Below are 13,585 nucleotides of genomic sequence, written 5' to 3'. Positions count from 1 at the left end.
GCATGGCAATTCTGACCGGTTTATTCGTCGGTCTGCGGTCAATCGAGTACGACCCTGCCTGAAAATCGCTTCATACAAAACGGCATCAATAGTCTCGCCCTCGGCTGTATTTATACAGGGTGGCGGGAACAGTAATCGCCCCGTTTCTGTCTTCACACTTTTCCCAGCCGTTTCTGCGCGCTAGGCTCGTTCGCAGTGAGCCGGGAGCAGGTTATGTCTTTTTTGAAAAAACTTTTTGGTGGCGGCGGCTTGGCGGCGGAAGAGGCGGTCACGGAGACCTACAAGGAATTCACGATAATTCCGACGCCTATAAAGGAAGGGGGCACGTATCGGGTCAGCGCCACGATCGAGAAAACGATTGATGGGGAAAGACGCCAGCACCACTTGGTGCGCGCTGATACAGTTGAAGGCCTGCAAGCTGCGCAGGAAGCGTCGGTGCGCAAGGCGAAACAGGTCATCGACGAACAGGCGGAGCACATCTTCAAGTGAGTAAATATATGAAAATTAAAGGTGTTTGTGCGACGATCCTGACGTGCGTCATTGCAACGACTTCGACCGCGAATTTTCTGGCAATCAATCGCCTGAACGTGATCCCGCTTGACGCTACAACGTTTGAAGTAATCGAAAGCCGCGGTGCGGGGGCGGCTGACATCTGGTGTGCGGCTGCGGATTATGCGCAACGCGCTGGCTTGGATGCGCCACGCAAACGCATGTACATTGAGAGCCCACGAGGGCCGTCGCGTACAGTTCCCAACGCGAAAGGCGTTGTATTCACGACCTCGCCGGATGAGGAGTTGAGAGATTCGCCGACCTCATATTCGGTCACTGTCAAACGTCGGGGCGAAAACCTTTCGATCAGCCACGCGCATCAATTCTGCGATCGCTTTTTCGACGACTACTTTGACCGGTTTTAGGGACAGCCGATTACCGTTGTGGCCGTGATGCAAACCAGTTTCCATATCGCGACACGTGGTGCAGGTCTTTACGAGTTTACCGGGCTGCCTGCGCGATGGCTCGCAGGGCAGGGTGATGGTTTGCTTACCCTGATGATACAGCACACGTCAGCTTCTCTGTTGATTCAGGAAAACGCGGACCCGGATGTGCAGACAGACTTGCAGGCGTTCTTTCAGCGCTTGGTGCCGCCCGCAAATGACCCGTCAATGCGCTACCTTCAGCATACGCTGGAAGGTCCAGACGACATGCCGGCACATATCAAGGCGGCGATGATGCCGGTGAGCCTGTCGATTCCAGTGTCATCTGGCCAGATGGTTTTGGGGACATGGCAGGGTATTTATCTCTTTGAGCATCGCGACCGACCGCACAACCGGCGGGTCGCCGCGCATTTTGCCACTGGCTGATAAGCCACGGTTCCCCATACAACATCTGGACCCGTAATTTGAGGCTACCCAAAACTTGGGGCGTATCCTATAAGTATGCACAAGTGGGGCGGTGATCCCACAAGCAGAGGCAGAGACTAGAGAAAAAGGGGGACGGCCTATGCGCTGCCCGTTTTGCGGAAACATTGACACTCAGGTAAAGGACAGCCGACCGGCGGAGGATCACGTTTCGATCCGGCGCAGGCGTTTTTGCCCGGCGTGCGGTGGACGTTTCACAACCTATGAGCGTGTGCAACTCCGCGATCTGATTGTCATCAAATCGAATGGAAAGCGCGAAGACTTTGATCGCGACAAACTCGAGCGCTCAATCCGCATCTCCATGCAGAAGCGCCCCATCGATCCTGAACGCATCGATCAGATGATCTCGGGTATTGTGCGGCGCTTGGAAAGCATGGGTGAAACAGACATCCAGTCAAAGCAGATCGGCGAGATTGTCATGGAAGCCTTGGCACGGATCGATACTGTCGCTTACGTGCGTTTTGCGAGCGTTTACAAGAACTTCCAGGCGGCGGACGACTTTGACAAGTTTGTCAGCGAATTGCGTCCGGACGTTCCACCAGAAGAGTGAGCGCCGATACACGATTCATGAAGCTGGCGCTTTCGTTGGGGCGTCGTGGCTTGGGCCGGACCTGGCCCAACCCTGCTGTGGGGTGCATCATTGTTAAGGACGGTTTGATCGTCGGGCGCGGATGGACCCAGCAGGGGGGGCGTCCGCATGCCGAGACGCAGGCGCTGGCGCAGGCGGGTGCCGCGGCCCGTGGAGCTGAAGTATTTGTCACACTTGAACCCTGTGCGCATGAGGGTCAGACGCCACCCTGTGCGCGTGCATTGGTCGAGGCAGGGGTGGCGCGGGTTGTCGTCGCAGCGCGTGACCCGGACACGCGCGTCGACGGAGCAGGGCTCCGCATGTTGCAAGAGGCCGGCATAAAAGTCGCGCAGGGTCTTTTGGAGGAAGAGGCGCTCGAAGATAACGCAGGCTTTTTTGCGCGGGTCGAATTGGACCGTCCGTTTGTGACACTCAAACTCGCCAGCAGCTTTGACGGCAGGATTGCAACGGGCACAGGCGAAAGCAAGTGGATTACCGGGCCACAGGCGCGCCGGGCCGTTCATGCAGCCCGTGCCCGGCATGACGCCGTTATGGTTGGCGGTGGCACAGCACGCAAGGATGACCCCTCGTTGACGGTGCGTGATCTGGGCGTGGATTGGCAGCCTGCACGGGTCGTAATCAGCCGAAGACTCGATGTGCCATTGATGGGCGCATTGGCGCGCAGTGCCAGTGCGGTGCCTATAATTCTGTGTCATGGGCAGGATGCCGATGCGACCTTGCAACGAACGTGGAGCGACCTTGGCGCGAGTTTGTTGTCGTGCCAGACCGTTGGAGGGCAGTTGGACCCAGCAGATGTCCTGACACAGCTTGCCGCGCAAGGCATTACACGAGTGTTTTGTGAAGGGGGCAGTGCGCTGGCCGCGTCACTGCTCGAAGCTGACCTGGTCGATCAGTTGATGGGATTTACTGCGGGGCTTGCCATCGGCGCTGAAGGGCTGCCGTCGATCGGCGCTCTCGGGTTAGGGCGCCTTGATGAGGCGCCACAGTACGCTCTTGTGTCATCTGAAAGGATTGGCACGGATGTATTGCACATCTGGCGCCGTCCGCGAAGCTGACGGGGGCTAGCGCCAGCGGTGTGCGTGGCTGGCAAAGATGCCCTGTAGTTTGGACAAAAGTCGATTGAGGGTGGATCGTTCCGGGGTTGCGATCTGTTGTGACAGGACGTTGACCGCATGCTCGACAGGGCAGGGCAATCCTGTCTTCGGATCAAAGTAGCGCGGGTAGTCGATCAGGCTGGCGTGTACCAGACCGGCAAGGCTCGGTTCCGCGCGACGGCGCGGCGGTACGGGCCCCAGATCGTTTGTCAGGCGCCAGCCTGCGTAAAAGGGGGCGCCCAGAGTTGTGACCGGCACACCGCGCAACAATGCCTCGAATCCGAGCAGCGAAGTTATCGTCCAGACTGCATCGACCTGCGACACCAGCCAGTTTGCATCGGCGCCCTCGGCAACGATGTCAGCGGCACTCTCAACACCGCTACCACCGGCACGAAGGCCCGCCTCGACGTCAGGATGCGGTTTAAAGATCAGACACGCGTCCGGACAGGCTGCTCGTGCTGCTTCGAGCAACGCGGCATTTGTGCTAACCTCGCCTGCACCACGAGTGATAGACGCGTCGTCTTCGACCTGACCTACAACGAGGATCTTGCGCCCGGCCGGCAAATCCAACTGTGTGCCGCCCAGATTGTATTTGTTCACGCCGAGCTTACGCAGTCGGTCGATTAACGCTTCAGCCCGTCGTTCCTGATCAGGTCGCAGGGTGGCGCGTGCCGCAATCAATTGTTCAAGCCTACTTGGCTTTTGCGGGTCATAATAAATGCCCGTGTCATCGACGATCAGCGACACGGGCGGTACCAATTCTGCGCCCAGACCACGTGACCGGAGAAAACCGTCTTCGACTTGTACAGCTTCGGCCTGACCGATGGCTGCTTTGCTCGACCAAACCATCCAACGCCGTCCGCTCGCACGGGCGGGCCCAGGAGCATCCTCAAAGAGGACGGGCTTTTCTCGGCCAAACATCGTTTGAAGGTGGGGACGTTTCCATAACCGCATGCCCGAAGCGACCCACCCGTGCCGATCCTCACGCCAAGCGCGGGCAGAGGCCGCGAGGTTTTCAATCACGGTGTCCACCTGACAAAGCTCGTCTGTCAGCGGATCATACCAGTTGGGGTAAAGGATCATTGCTGCGGCAAAGAGTTGCGCGCGGGTCAGATTACGTTGGCGACGCTGCACTGGAAACTCATCTGAAGTAAGCCCCCATCCTGCATAGAATGGCCCGCCGAATACACGCGGTTTGTGGCCTGCGAATATTGCCTCGAAACCCAGTTGCGATGACACGGTATAAATCGCAATTGCACCCTCCATCAGCGCCCACGGGCTTACCGGGGCGGAAAGGAACTCGACCCGCTCGTTTAGATCATCGTCACGGAAGTACCCGTTTCTGTGACCCGCAACCGTTTCAGGGTGCGCTTTGATAATTATTCGCGCAGCGGGATGCTCTTCCTGTGCGACAAACAGCATTTCCAAAAATCGATTGCGGTCGGCACCGCAGGCTGTGACGGAAGCATCGCCCTCGGTCTGGTCGATTACGAGGACATATCCCGGTGCTGGGACTTCAATTTGGGGGTCCACAGCACTGTATTTCGTCAGATGCGCTTCTTTCACCCGTTCAATCAGGCCTCTCGCCCGATTGAGGAGCGCCGTATCATCCAGCGGATGCGAACTGAGTATTTCTTCAAGGTCAGAGGGCTGGGAAGGGTCGTAGTGGACCCCCTTGTGGTCGATCACGAGGCCGGCAGGAACATCGCCGCTGCGACCGGGGTGTAGCGACCGCAGCCAGCTGTCTTCAACCCGAACTACTTGTGCGCCTTTCTTTCCGGCGACCGCCTCGCCACGGTGTGCTGTAGGGCTATTTCCCCAAACGCCCACAATGTCGTCGGGACCGGGAGCACCTAGGGTTACCGCGTAACCGCTGAGCGCCAGTATCCTTTTGACCCTGCTTTGAGTAAGAAAACCGCCATTGAATACAAAAAGCCGCCGGGGATCAGGATCACCGGCGGCCTGCGAAATATCGCCTGTGTTCATCGTCCTCAGTTGGCCAGTTGGTCGATATTGGCTACCGGTCCGACCAGCGACCCGAAGATAGCAGAGACACCTTTGTTCCATTGGACGAAAGGCGCTTCGGTAACATAGATTGTGTCGTTCTCACGGATCACGAAGTCACGGGCGAGAAACAGACCGTTCGGCTCGGTCAAATCGAGCAGGTAGACCATCCGTTGTGCGCCGACGAGGTCTTGGCGGCCCAGAACATTCCCTGCAATTTCAGCAGGTTCATTGCGGAAAATGAACACGCCGGTTGCATCGGAGGTGTTAGAGACCAGCCCGCCTACTTGTGCGATTGCTTCCAGAGCCGAAAGGTCCTGAGTGAAGAAGGGGACACGTGCCTGTGCGCCGGTTGCACCCAGTGCGGTGAAAGCCCGCGTGTCTTCTTCTACTAGGATGCGGTCACCGCCGCGCAGGGCGATGTCGAGCTTGGGGTTGTGGTATAGGTCCTGAAACCAGATCTGGCTGCGGTGATTGTTGCGAATGACGGTGACTTGCGCGATTTCGGGTTCAATGGTGACGCCGCCAGCGCGCGCCAGCATAGTTGAAAGTGTGCGTGTCGGACGCTCAATGGCATATACGCCCTGAGCCCCTACGGCGCCGACCAGTGAAACGGTCGACCCGTCGCCTGCTTCGCGGCGGACTTCGACTTGCGGATCCGGCGTCTGGTCTTGCAACCGTTCCGTTATGATGCGGCGGATGGTTTCTGGTGAATTGCCAGCGGCACGAATACGACCTGCATAGGGAACAAAGATAAAGCCCGCGCCATCCACCTGAACTGTTTCAAGTATGGTGGCGTTCTGCGCTTCACCCGCAAGCAGACCGTCGTCAACGTTTTCCCAAATGGTCAGTCCCAGGACATCACCTGCCTGAATGGTGTCGGACCCCACTTGAGCGGCTTGGGTCAATTCATCGGAAAAGCCAAGTGCGGGTACAACGGATGTGGCACGTGTCACACGGTCGTTGACCTGAACGATAAAGGCGTCACCCTCTTTTTGAACTGATCCGGCAAAGATCTCTTCCTTGTTCGGTCCAACCCTGGGCAAACCGCAAGACGCAACAACTGCAATAGCTGCCAAAAACGCAATGGGACGCGCCCACCTGATCCTGAAAGGTGTCACTGCTCGGTCTCCTCGACCTATTCTAACTCTGCCTCGACGCGCCGATTTTTCGACGTCATTGGTTTCGAGCATAGGTCGGCTTTGGCTAAAACGCCAGCTATTCCAGCGGTTTCGATCACTTCACGATCCGAAACTGTTGCTTATCTGCTTCGGTTTGTGGTGCGTGCAGGACATAAGGATCGTCGGCTCGTAGCATCAGATCGGTTACTTGCCGCATCACTTGGCGTCTGCCACCTGCGGAATAAAACCCGCCCGGCAACTGGCTGGTCGCCAGCAGAAAATCTCGAAATGCGCTATAGCTTTTCGGGTCCGGATACGTGGGGTCGGCAAAAAAATCAGCAATCGGCTGCCGCGATACGAGCGATGATTTGTCATAAACGCAGGCCCCAAAGCTGCGTAGGGGCAAACCGCGCCAGAGCACTTGCTGGCCGGCGGTGGAATTCACGGTAACAGCTGATTTGGCTTGATCCAAAAGCGGCGCGAGCTTGCCGCCGCGGACAAAATGCAAGCGGTCCGAAACGCCGTACTGCATACCAAATCGCCGGATGTCGGCGTGTAGCGGTGCGCGACCGTTTTCCAGTGGGTGCGCCTTGAAGACCAGATGATGGTGTTTGGGCGCACCTTGGGCGAAACCCTCTATGACGTGATGTAGAAAGACGCTTTGCGTATCAAATTGCCCATGCATTTGAAAAGAGCTGTCATGTTCGAGTTGGAGCAAGACCAGATGATAGGGAAAGTGCCCGGTTCGGATGCGTCGGGTCGCCACGGCGCGCGCAGCCGCGTGTAGCGGCATGAGGGTCAAGCGTTTGAAATATAGCCGAAACTCAGCGTCAACCGAGAGGGCGCGATGCGGTTTGAAGTGGTTGTAGCCCTTGTTCGCGAACATGACGAACCAATGATAAAGCGCGCCGTAAAAGATGTGCTCGCGCATGTCGCCCCAGTGACCGGGGGGAACCGGCTTGTCCAGGAGATTGTCAGCTTGTGCACGCTGCATTCGGCGCAGCGAAATACCGATCAACGGTGAATTGCCGTTGCTGCCGCCACGTTCATAAGTGACCCAGTAGGGGCGCAGATAGCCTTCCTCGAACACGTGGACCTGCAGTTTGAGTTCGCTTGCAATGGACACAGCCTGCGCATGAACCGGACGCGTGTCGCCATAGAGGACAATGTCTGTAATGTCATGGCGAGCTATGATCTGCCTCAGATGGTCGGGCCACGCGTCAATGGCGTGATTGAAACGCAAATAATTGGAGCGGGTTGGCCAGAACGCCCTGTCTCCCGCATTGAACCCGACACGGTACGTTCGAGCGCCTGTGTACTGCAGGGCCTTGGCAAGGTGGTGAAAGAACGGCCCATGCGGCCCCTGCAAAAACAGGAACGATCGGGTCGGTTTTTCCGTGTTTTGTGCCATCTCAGCATCTTTATTACTGCTCGACGCAAAGACACCAGCGAATTGCGGCAGAAATGTGGCGACGCCGCCCTCGCCGTGACAGGTCAGGGCTTGTTCTTGTGCGACCGGCCCGCTACCTCAACAGTGTTTGCACAGCCAGAAGGGGTCTTGCATGTTTACCGGGATCATTACCGACGTTGGCGTAATAGCCAAGCTGGAGCAAGAAGGAGACCTGCGGGCGCGGATCTCGACGAACTACGATACGCACAGCATCGACATGGGCGCGTCAATCGCCTCTGATGGTGTGTGTTTGACCGTGGTTGATTTCGGCGATGACTGGTACGAAGTGCAGATCAGCGCGGAAACCGTTGATAAAACGAACCTCGGGGAGTGGACTGTCGGCAAGCGCGTAAACCTGGAACGCGCACTGCGCGTCGGGGACGAGTTGGGCGGGCATATCGTTTCCGGACATGTGGATGGTGTCGCCGAGATCGTTTCAGTCTCCGACGAGGGCGACAGCACGCGCGTGCAGCTGCGCGCACCCGCCGAGCTTGCGCGTTTCATTGCGCCCAAAGGATCGGTGGCGCTGAACGGTACATCGCTGACAGTCAACGACGTCGATAGTGATGTCTTTGGCATAAATTTTATTCCGCACACCAAAGAAGTGACCACCTGGGGCGATGTCGCTGTGGGAGACAAGGTCAATCTGGAGATCGACACGCTGGCTCGTTACGTTGCGCGCCTGGCGGAGATGTCCACGGGCTAACGCTGGTCAAGCTCGCGTGCCTGCGGTAAGAGCCTCCAAAGACCACAAAAGGCAATCTTGGCATGAGTTTTGTAACACCGGGACCGGTTGAGGCCAACCTGCGCGACAGCATTTCACCGATCTCTGACGTGATCGATGCGGCGCGGCAGGGCAAGATGTTTATTCTCGTGGACCACGAAGATCGCGAAAACGAGGGCGATCTGGTCATTCCTGCGCAATTTGCAGATGCCGAAGCGATCAACTTCATGGCAACTCATGGCCGCGGTCTGATCTGTCTGCCGATGACCGCGCAGCGCATCGAAGAGTTGGGTTTGCCCATGATGGCAGTCAACAATTCTTCGCGACATGAAACAGCCTTTACGGTGTCGATCGAGGCCCGCGAAGGCGTCAGTACCGGCATCTCTGCTGCAGATCGCGCTTTGACAGTGGCGGTCGCGATCGACGAGAGCAAAGGGCAGGCCGACATTGCGACACCGGGCCATGTCTTTCCGCTGCGGGCGCGAAACGGCGGGGTCCTAGTGCGTGCCGGCCATACAGAAGCTGCCGTTGATATCAGCCGCCTTGCGGGGCTGCATCCGTCCGGCGTGATCTGCGAGATTATGAAACCGGACGGTGAGATGGCGCGTCTGCCAGATCTGGTGACATTCGCGGCCGAGCACGGGATGAAAATTGGTACGATCAGCGACCTGATTGCCTATCGTTCGCAACACGACAACCTTTTGCGCTTGCGCGACGAGCGGGCTGTTCAATCGGCTTATGGCGGTGAATGGCAGATGCGGGTCTTTGCTGATGAGATTACGGGCACGGATCATGTCATGTTGTCTAAAGGGGATATCTCCTCGCCCGAGCCGGTACTGGTTCGGACCCATGCGCTGAATGCGCTGGAAGATGTGCTGGGTCTCGGCCCCAGCCCTGCGGATGAATTGCCCAAAGCGATGCAGATTATTGCAGATGAGGGCAGGGGAGCCGTCCTGCTATTCCGCGAACCCCATCCAAAGCTGCGCTTTGCGGATGAAGAGGATGAGGGCCCCCGCACCGTCAAGCGCACCGGAGTAGGCGCTCAGATCATGTCTACCATGGGCATGCGCGATATCATCTTGCTGACCGACAGCCCCGAAACCAAGTATCTGGGCCTTGAGGCTTATAACCTGTCGATCGTTGGTACCCGTCCCATTACAAAGGAATAGGCCATGGCATCCTCAACCCAACACTATGTTCTGCCACGCCCAAATTTTGACAGACCGGTAAAGATCCTGATCGTTGTGTCCCCTTACTACAAGGACATTGCAGATAATCTGGTGGCAGGAGCAAAAGCCGAAATCGAAGCGGCTGGCGCCACATGGGAATTGGTGGAAATGCCCGGTGCCCTCGAAGTTCCAACTGCCATTGGTCTGGCTGAGCAGCTGAGTAATTTTGACGGCTTTGTCGCGTTAGGTTGTGTTGTTCGCGGTGAGACGACGCACTACGAAACTGTGTGCAACGACAGCAGCCGCGCGCTTCAGTTACTGGGCTTGCAAGGGCTCTGTATTGGCAACGGAATCCTTACTGTGGAAAATCGTGAACAAGCCGAAGTGCGCGCCGAAGTGGGCGGGCAGAACAAAGGCGGCGGCGCTGCGGCAGCGGCCTTGCATCTTGTCGCGTTGGCCCGTAAGTGGTCCCGCGACACGAAAGGTGTCGGTTTTAAACCAGCTGGGCAGGATACGCTGATGGCTGGTGATCCAGACGGAAAAAACACTGCATGAGCTCGCACCACGGTAATCTTTCCGGTAATCAGCGTCGCAAGATGAAATCTGCCGCCCGCCTGTACGCGGTGCAGGCACTGTTTCAGATGGAGCATTCCGCGCAAACCGTTGAAGCGGTCCGTTCAGAGTTTCTCAGCTACCGGTTCGGAGAGGTCTACGAGGGACAGGAGATGCTCGACGGGGATGTGACGCTCTTTGAAACTGTGTTGGATACCGCCGTCAATTTTCAGGCGCCGATTGACCAGATGACTGACAGGGCGCTCGTCGCAAAATGGCCGATCGCGCGTATTGATCCGACGCTGCGGGCGCTTTTTCGCGCTGCGGGGGCGGAACTTCAGGCCGCCGACACTCCTCCGAAGGTCGTTATCACCGAATATGTTGACGTGGCACGTGCCTTCTTTCCTGAAAGCAAAGAGCCCAAATTCGTAAATGCTGTCCTTGATCATATGGCACGGGAAGTACGGCCCGAGGCGTTTTGACAACTTGATACAAGTTGTGGCGGCGTTAAATCTTCCTAAATGAACGCAAAGCCTAAAATTCCGCGTGTTTTTCGCCTGTTCCTCGTCAGTGGGTTGAACGGATTCGCGATTTCCTTGGCGTTTTGCGTGCTCATCCTGTTTTTCAATGTGGCTGACCTGCGGCGGCTTGTTTCTGGGTCAGATGACGGGGTGATTGCAATGGTCGCCTTCTGGGTGCTCAACGGCATTGTTTTTTCGGGTGTTCAGTTTGCGCTTGCGCTCAACCAGGCTGTACGCAGTGACACCCCCCAGAACTATGGGCCAGACAGCTGAGAAACCTGAAGTGAGCAAATTATTAACATACGCGCGATATGCTGCCGCAGTTTCGACTTCTTAGGCAAAAGTGCTGGACATTTCGCCTCTGAGTGCCAAACTATACAGTGAAGGAGAGCAGTTATGTTTGATACAGTCATCGCATTTTTCCGGTCGCTCTTTGCGGAGCCACGTCACGATGAAGTACTGATCCCCGTTCGCGTTGAGAAAAAACGCGATCTGATCAAGCGCCGCTGACAGCGCCCCCAATCTCTTACTGCTTCGATGGGCGTGACGGGCCCACAATAACCGTTTGGTTCTTTATTCCCGAGGACCTGTATTTACAGGTGGGCGCCAGGTAACCAGACCAGAGCCTGAACAGAGCCAGCTCCCTCGGATTTGCTTAAGGCCACTGGAACGTAACCAGTCACGAGAGATGCAGCACCCGCCACCCCTCGCACTTATGTGTACCCGGCACTCGGGGCAAGGGGCGTGATCGCCGCAGGCAATAAATTTCTTGATTGATGTTCATGGTATGTTCATATTCTCGCTATGGCACATGACGATTTACGCCCCATGCAACCCGGACAGCTTTTGGCGCGCGGCACTGCGCGGTTGATGGCGAGCCATGGCTTTGTGTCGGTCGAAGAACTCGTGCCCGCACGTGGCTTGCGGGTCGATGTGATGGCATTAGGGCCAAAGGGAGAAATCTGGATCATCGAATGCAAATCAAGTCGCGCCGATTTCCAGACCGACAATAAGTGGCAGGGCTATCTTGAATGGTGTGATCGGTTCTTCTGGTCGGTGGACAGTGACTTTCCCACTGAACTCTTACCGGAAGACTGCGGCTTGATTCTTGCCGACGCATATGGCGGGGAGATCATGCGCATGGCGACTGAGGACAAGCTGGCACCGGCGCGCCGAAAATCGGTCGTCCAAGGGTTTGCACAGGTCGCGGCGCGGCGCTTGCACGGGTTGCGTGACCCGGACGCCGATGCCTTCTGGAGCTAGCGTTTGCGCTAAGGTTGGCTGCCGCGGGCACGAGATGCGGCGGCCACGATTTCGTCTGCAATTTCCAATGCATCGTCAGGCGAGAAGTCCATAGGAATTTCAATACCATCTGACTCAACGTAAATTCGGACCATGCCTTTGTCGGTCGGTCCGATCTGCAGGTTCGCTTCGATGTCGCGTTCTGTATCGATACCCATGACGTATCTCTCCTAGGGGTTCAGTTTGGCTACAGCGCGTTGTCTTGAAATGCAAGCAGTCGTCCTGTTAGTTGCCTGTATGGATGATCCGAAATTACGCCTTTTGACACAGGACGACCGGGATTGGCTGGTTGATCAGCATCGAATTCTTTATGCGCGCGACGAAGGCTTTGATGATACCTTCGCAACACTCGTGGCAGAGATTATCGATACGTTTTTGGCAACGCACGATCCTGCTGTGGAAAGAGCGTGGATTGCCGAGCAAGACGGTCTGCGCCTAGGCTCTGTGTTCTGTGTGAAACTGGATGAAAAAACCGCCCAACTCCGACTGTTCCTTTTGGTGCCAGAGGCACGCGGCAAGGGGCTGGGCAAATCGCTTTTGCGCAATTGTATGGCGTATGCAAAAGACAAAGGGTATTCGGGCATGCGCCTGTGGACACACCGTAGCCACGAGGCGGCCTGTCGCCTTTACCAGGATTTCGGATGGCAATGCATTGACGCGAAACCGGATCGTCATTTTGGTCAGGATGTCGTCGTAGAGACCTACACTTACGACTTTTAAGCCTCTTGCAATCCGTTCGCGCGGAGGCTAAATGCGGGTTTGTGCCGCCTTAGCTCAGTTGGTTAGAGCGCCTGATTGTGGATCAGGAGGTCCCTGGTTCGAGCCCAGGAGGTGGTACCACTTGACTCCACAACAATACCGCCGTCGCTGGTCAGCTTACTCGCCCCTGCGCGCAATACGCGCGCAAGAGGCCTTAAGCATTGAGATGGTTGGATTATTCGTCCTGATTGGCGCCGCCACCGCGACCTGGGCTTGCGCCCTCGCTGCCGTTGCCATTGCCGTTGTTGCCATTTTTGCCGTTACCGCCAGTATCGCCGCCACCAGTGTCGTCACTGCCTGTATCGTCGCCGCCGGTGTCGCTTCCGCCCGTGTCGTCACTGCCAGTGTCAGCGCCGGTATCCGCCCCGGTGTCGCCGTCTCCTGTTGTATCCGGGCCGGGGTCAGGGGTCGTCGCGGGCTGCTCTTCGTCGGGCGTCGGGTTGGGGGCGGGTTCTTCTGACGGTGTAAGCGCAGATGCTGAAACCACCAGCGTTTCAGGTTTTGCGTCCGCCCCGACGAGATCAGGGCAGGCATCGTCCAGCTCCCGCAAAAGCTCGGTGCCTTCTTCTGTTTCCAGCAAGCTGCGTTCCAGCGTTTTGCTCAGAACATCACGCGTACAGTCGCGGCGAGGCTCATTCAGCAAATCGTCAATTTGCGAGGCGCGGGTGATCGTGGGGTTTGTTGCGTCCGTACAAGCGGACAGCAGTCCTGCAGAAATGACCGCCGATACGAACAAGGTGCGTTTTACCAATACCATTTACCTAACTCCCGAGAAGCAATGCAGCCTCTCAAACAAGAAAACAAATTACTGGAGCGTCCCAACACACCACGCTCTTGGGGAGGATAGATGCCACAAACGTGCCACATTTTCACCTTTTTTACGCC

General features: G+C 56.9%; 17 protein-coding genes, 1 tRNA gene and 1 other RNA gene. 13 read left to right on the top strand and 6 right to left on the bottom strand.

Annotated elements, in window-relative coordinates; all coding sequences use genetic code 11:
- Positions 1-213: 213 nt before the first annotated feature.
- The 5 genes from AC2D8V_RS09085 to ribD all read left to right on the top strand — a co-directional run bounded on the left by AC2D8V_RS09085 (position 214) and on the right by ribD (position 3,059).
- Positions 214-489 (top strand): HlyU family transcriptional regulator, encoded by a 276-nt coding sequence (locus tag AC2D8V_RS09085; protein ID WP_484733208.1) that lies wholly within the window; start codon positions 214-216, stop codon positions 487-489.
- 8 nt (positions 490-497) lie between these two features.
- Positions 498-914 (top strand): hypothetical protein, encoded by a 417-nt coding sequence (locus AC2D8V_RS09080; protein ID WP_484733207.1) that lies wholly within the window; start codon positions 498-500, stop codon positions 912-914.
- 27 nt (positions 915-941) lie between these two features.
- Entirely contained in the window at positions 942-1,358 is a 417-nt protein-coding gene (locus AC2D8V_RS09075; RefSeq protein ID WP_484733206.1) for a secondary thiamine-phosphate synthase enzyme YjbQ, read from the top strand.
- Positions 1,359-1,497: 139 nt separating this feature from the next.
- Positions 1,498-1,965: a transcriptional regulator NrdR gene (gene nrdR / locus AC2D8V_RS09070; protein ID WP_484733205.1), complete on the top strand. Its 468-nt coding sequence runs from the start codon at positions 1,498-1,500 to the stop codon at positions 1,963-1,965.
- Positions 1,962-3,059 carry a bifunctional diaminohydroxyphosphoribosylaminopyrimidine deaminase/5-amino-6-(5-phosphoribosylamino)uracil reductase RibD gene (gene ribD, locus AC2D8V_RS09065; RefSeq protein ID WP_484733204.1) on the top strand — a complete coding sequence of 366 codons (1,098 nt, stop codon included), beginning with the start codon at positions 1,962-1,964 and terminating at the stop codon, positions 3,057-3,059. Before nrdR ends, ribD begins: the two co-directional genes overlap by 4 nt.
- Positions 3,060-3,065: 6 nt before the next feature.
- Here ribD and AC2D8V_RS09060 read toward each other — a convergent pair whose 3' ends face one another.
- From AC2D8V_RS09060 to AC2D8V_RS09050, 3 genes are all read right to left on the bottom strand, one after another.
- Complete coding sequence (locus AC2D8V_RS09060; protein ID WP_484733203.1) at positions 3,066-5,084, bottom strand: capsular polysaccharide biosynthesis protein; 2,019 nt, start codon at positions 5,082-5,084, stop codon at positions 3,066-3,068.
- Between the two features lie 5 nt (positions 5,085-5,089).
- Complete coding sequence (locus AC2D8V_RS09055; RefSeq protein WP_484733202.1) at positions 5,090-6,223, bottom strand: polysaccharide biosynthesis/export family protein; 1,134 nt, start codon at positions 6,221-6,223, stop codon at positions 5,090-5,092.
- A gap of 115 nt (positions 6,224-6,338) precedes the next feature.
- A complete protein-coding gene (locus AC2D8V_RS09050; protein ID WP_484733201.1) occupies positions 6,339-7,634 on the bottom strand; it encodes a capsule biosynthesis protein in 1,296 nt (431 codons plus the stop codon).
- 151 nt (positions 7,635-7,785) lie between these two features.
- Here AC2D8V_RS09050 and AC2D8V_RS09045 point away from each other — a divergent pair, with 151 nt between their 5' ends.
- From AC2D8V_RS09045 to AC2D8V_RS09025, 5 genes are all read left to right on the top strand, one after another.
- Positions 7,786-8,379 (top strand): riboflavin synthase, encoded by a 594-nt coding sequence (locus AC2D8V_RS09045; protein ID WP_484733200.1) that lies wholly within the window; start codon positions 7,786-7,788, stop codon positions 8,377-8,379.
- Between the two features lie 62 nt (positions 8,380-8,441).
- Positions 8,442-9,566, top strand: coding sequence for a 3,4-dihydroxy-2-butanone-4-phosphate synthase (ribB, locus tag AC2D8V_RS09040; protein ID WP_484733199.1), 1,125 nt, complete (start codon positions 8,442-8,444; stop codon positions 9,564-9,566).
- Between the two features lie 3 nt (positions 9,567-9,569).
- The gene (locus AC2D8V_RS09035) at positions 9,570-10,121 is read left to right on the top strand and encodes a 6,7-dimethyl-8-ribityllumazine synthase (RefSeq protein ID WP_484733198.1); all 552 of its coding nucleotides are present in this window, start codon (positions 9,570-9,572) and stop codon (positions 10,119-10,121) included.
- Positions 10,118-10,600, top strand: coding sequence for a transcription antitermination factor NusB (gene nusB, locus AC2D8V_RS09030; RefSeq protein WP_484733197.1), 483 nt, complete (start codon positions 10,118-10,120; stop codon positions 10,598-10,600). The genes AC2D8V_RS09035 and nusB overlap by 4 nt, the downstream gene beginning before the upstream one ends.
- Positions 10,601-10,639: 39 nt before the next feature.
- Positions 10,640-10,912 carry a hypothetical protein gene (locus AC2D8V_RS09025; RefSeq protein ID WP_484733196.1) on the top strand — a complete coding sequence of 91 codons (273 nt, stop codon included), beginning with the start codon at positions 10,640-10,642 and terminating at the stop codon, positions 10,910-10,912.
- Positions 10,913-11,185: 273 nt separating this feature from the next.
- Here AC2D8V_RS09025 and ssrS read toward each other — a convergent pair.
- Positions 11,186-11,339: non-coding RNA, 6S RNA (ssrS, locus tag AC2D8V_RS09020), on the bottom strand.
- Between the two features lie 104 nt (positions 11,340-11,443).
- Between ssrS and AC2D8V_RS09015 the strand changes: the two genes are divergently transcribed.
- Positions 11,444-11,902: an MmcB family DNA repair protein gene (locus AC2D8V_RS09015; RefSeq protein WP_484733195.1), complete on the top strand. Its 459-nt coding sequence runs from the start codon at positions 11,444-11,446 to the stop codon at positions 11,900-11,902.
- Between the two features lie 8 nt (positions 11,903-11,910).
- Here AC2D8V_RS09015 and AC2D8V_RS09010 read toward each other — a convergent pair whose 3' ends face one another.
- Positions 11,911-12,099 (bottom strand): DUF6324 family protein, encoded by a 189-nt coding sequence (locus tag AC2D8V_RS09010; protein WP_484733194.1) that lies wholly within the window; start codon positions 12,097-12,099, stop codon positions 11,911-11,913.
- A gap of 79 nt (positions 12,100-12,178) precedes the next feature.
- Between AC2D8V_RS09010 and AC2D8V_RS09005 the strand changes: the two genes are divergently transcribed.
- Entirely contained in the window at positions 12,179-12,661 is a 483-nt protein-coding gene (locus AC2D8V_RS09005) for a GNAT family N-acetyltransferase (RefSeq protein ID WP_484733193.1), read from the top strand.
- A gap of 43 nt (positions 12,662-12,704) precedes the next feature.
- Positions 12,705-12,781, top strand: a tRNA-His gene (locus AC2D8V_RS09000).
- Between the two features lie 94 nt (positions 12,782-12,875).
- Here AC2D8V_RS09000 and AC2D8V_RS08995 read toward each other — a convergent pair.
- Positions 12,876-13,457: a hypothetical protein gene (locus AC2D8V_RS08995; protein WP_484733192.1), complete on the bottom strand. Its 582-nt coding sequence runs from the start codon at positions 13,455-13,457 to the stop codon at positions 12,876-12,878.
- Between the last annotated feature and the right edge of the window lie 128 nt (positions 13,458-13,585).

The organism is Roseobacter sp. YIN89 (genome assembly GCF_057219365.1).
This window is presented reverse-complemented; position numbering and strand designations above follow the sequence as displayed.

Coding starts and splice junctions, on each gene's coding strand:
- AC2D8V_RS09010 (WP_484733194.1), bottom strand. CDS start 12,099: ATGGGTATCGATACAGAACGCGACATCGAAGCGAACCTGCAGATCGGA.
- AC2D8V_RS09080 (WP_484733207.1), top strand. CDS start 498: ATGAAAATTAAAGGTGTTTGTGCGACGATCCTGACGTGCGTCATTGCA.
- nrdR (WP_484733205.1), top strand. CDS start 1,498: ATGCGCTGCCCGTTTTGCGGAAACATTGACACTCAGGTAAAGGACAGC.
- AC2D8V_RS09025 (WP_484733196.1), top strand. CDS start 10,640: ATGAACGCAAAGCCTAAAATTCCGCGTGTTTTTCGCCTGTTCCTCGTC.
- nusB (WP_484733197.1), top strand. CDS start 10,118: ATGAGCTCGCACCACGGTAATCTTTCCGGTAATCAGCGTCGCAAGATG.
- AC2D8V_RS09045 (WP_484733200.1), top strand. CDS start 7,786: ATGTTTACCGGGATCATTACCGACGTTGGCGTAATAGCCAAGCTGGAG.
- AC2D8V_RS09050 (WP_484733201.1), bottom strand. CDS start 7,634: ATGGCACAAAACACGGAAAAACCGACCCGATCGTTCCTGTTTTTGCAG.
- ribB (WP_484733199.1), top strand. CDS start 8,442: ATGAGTTTTGTAACACCGGGACCGGTTGAGGCCAACCTGCGCGACAGC.
- AC2D8V_RS09035 (WP_484733198.1), top strand. CDS start 9,570: ATGGCATCCTCAACCCAACACTATGTTCTGCCACGCCCAAATTTTGAC.
- AC2D8V_RS09060 (WP_484733203.1), bottom strand. CDS start 5,084: ATGAACACAGGCGATATTTCGCAGGCCGCCGGTGATCCTGATCCCCGG.
- AC2D8V_RS09075 (WP_484733206.1), top strand. CDS start 942: ATGCAAACCAGTTTCCATATCGCGACACGTGGTGCAGGTCTTTACGAG.
- AC2D8V_RS09015 (WP_484733195.1), top strand. CDS start 11,444: ATGGCACATGACGATTTACGCCCCATGCAACCCGGACAGCTTTTGGCG.
- AC2D8V_RS09005 (WP_484733193.1), top strand. CDS start 12,179: ATGGATGATCCGAAATTACGCCTTTTGACACAGGACGACCGGGATTGG.
- AC2D8V_RS09085 (WP_484733208.1), top strand. CDS start 214: ATGTCTTTTTTGAAAAAACTTTTTGGTGGCGGCGGCTTGGCGGCGGAA.
- AC2D8V_RS08995 (WP_484733192.1), bottom strand. CDS start 13,457: ATGGTATTGGTAAAACGCACCTTGTTCGTATCGGCGGTCATTTCTGCA.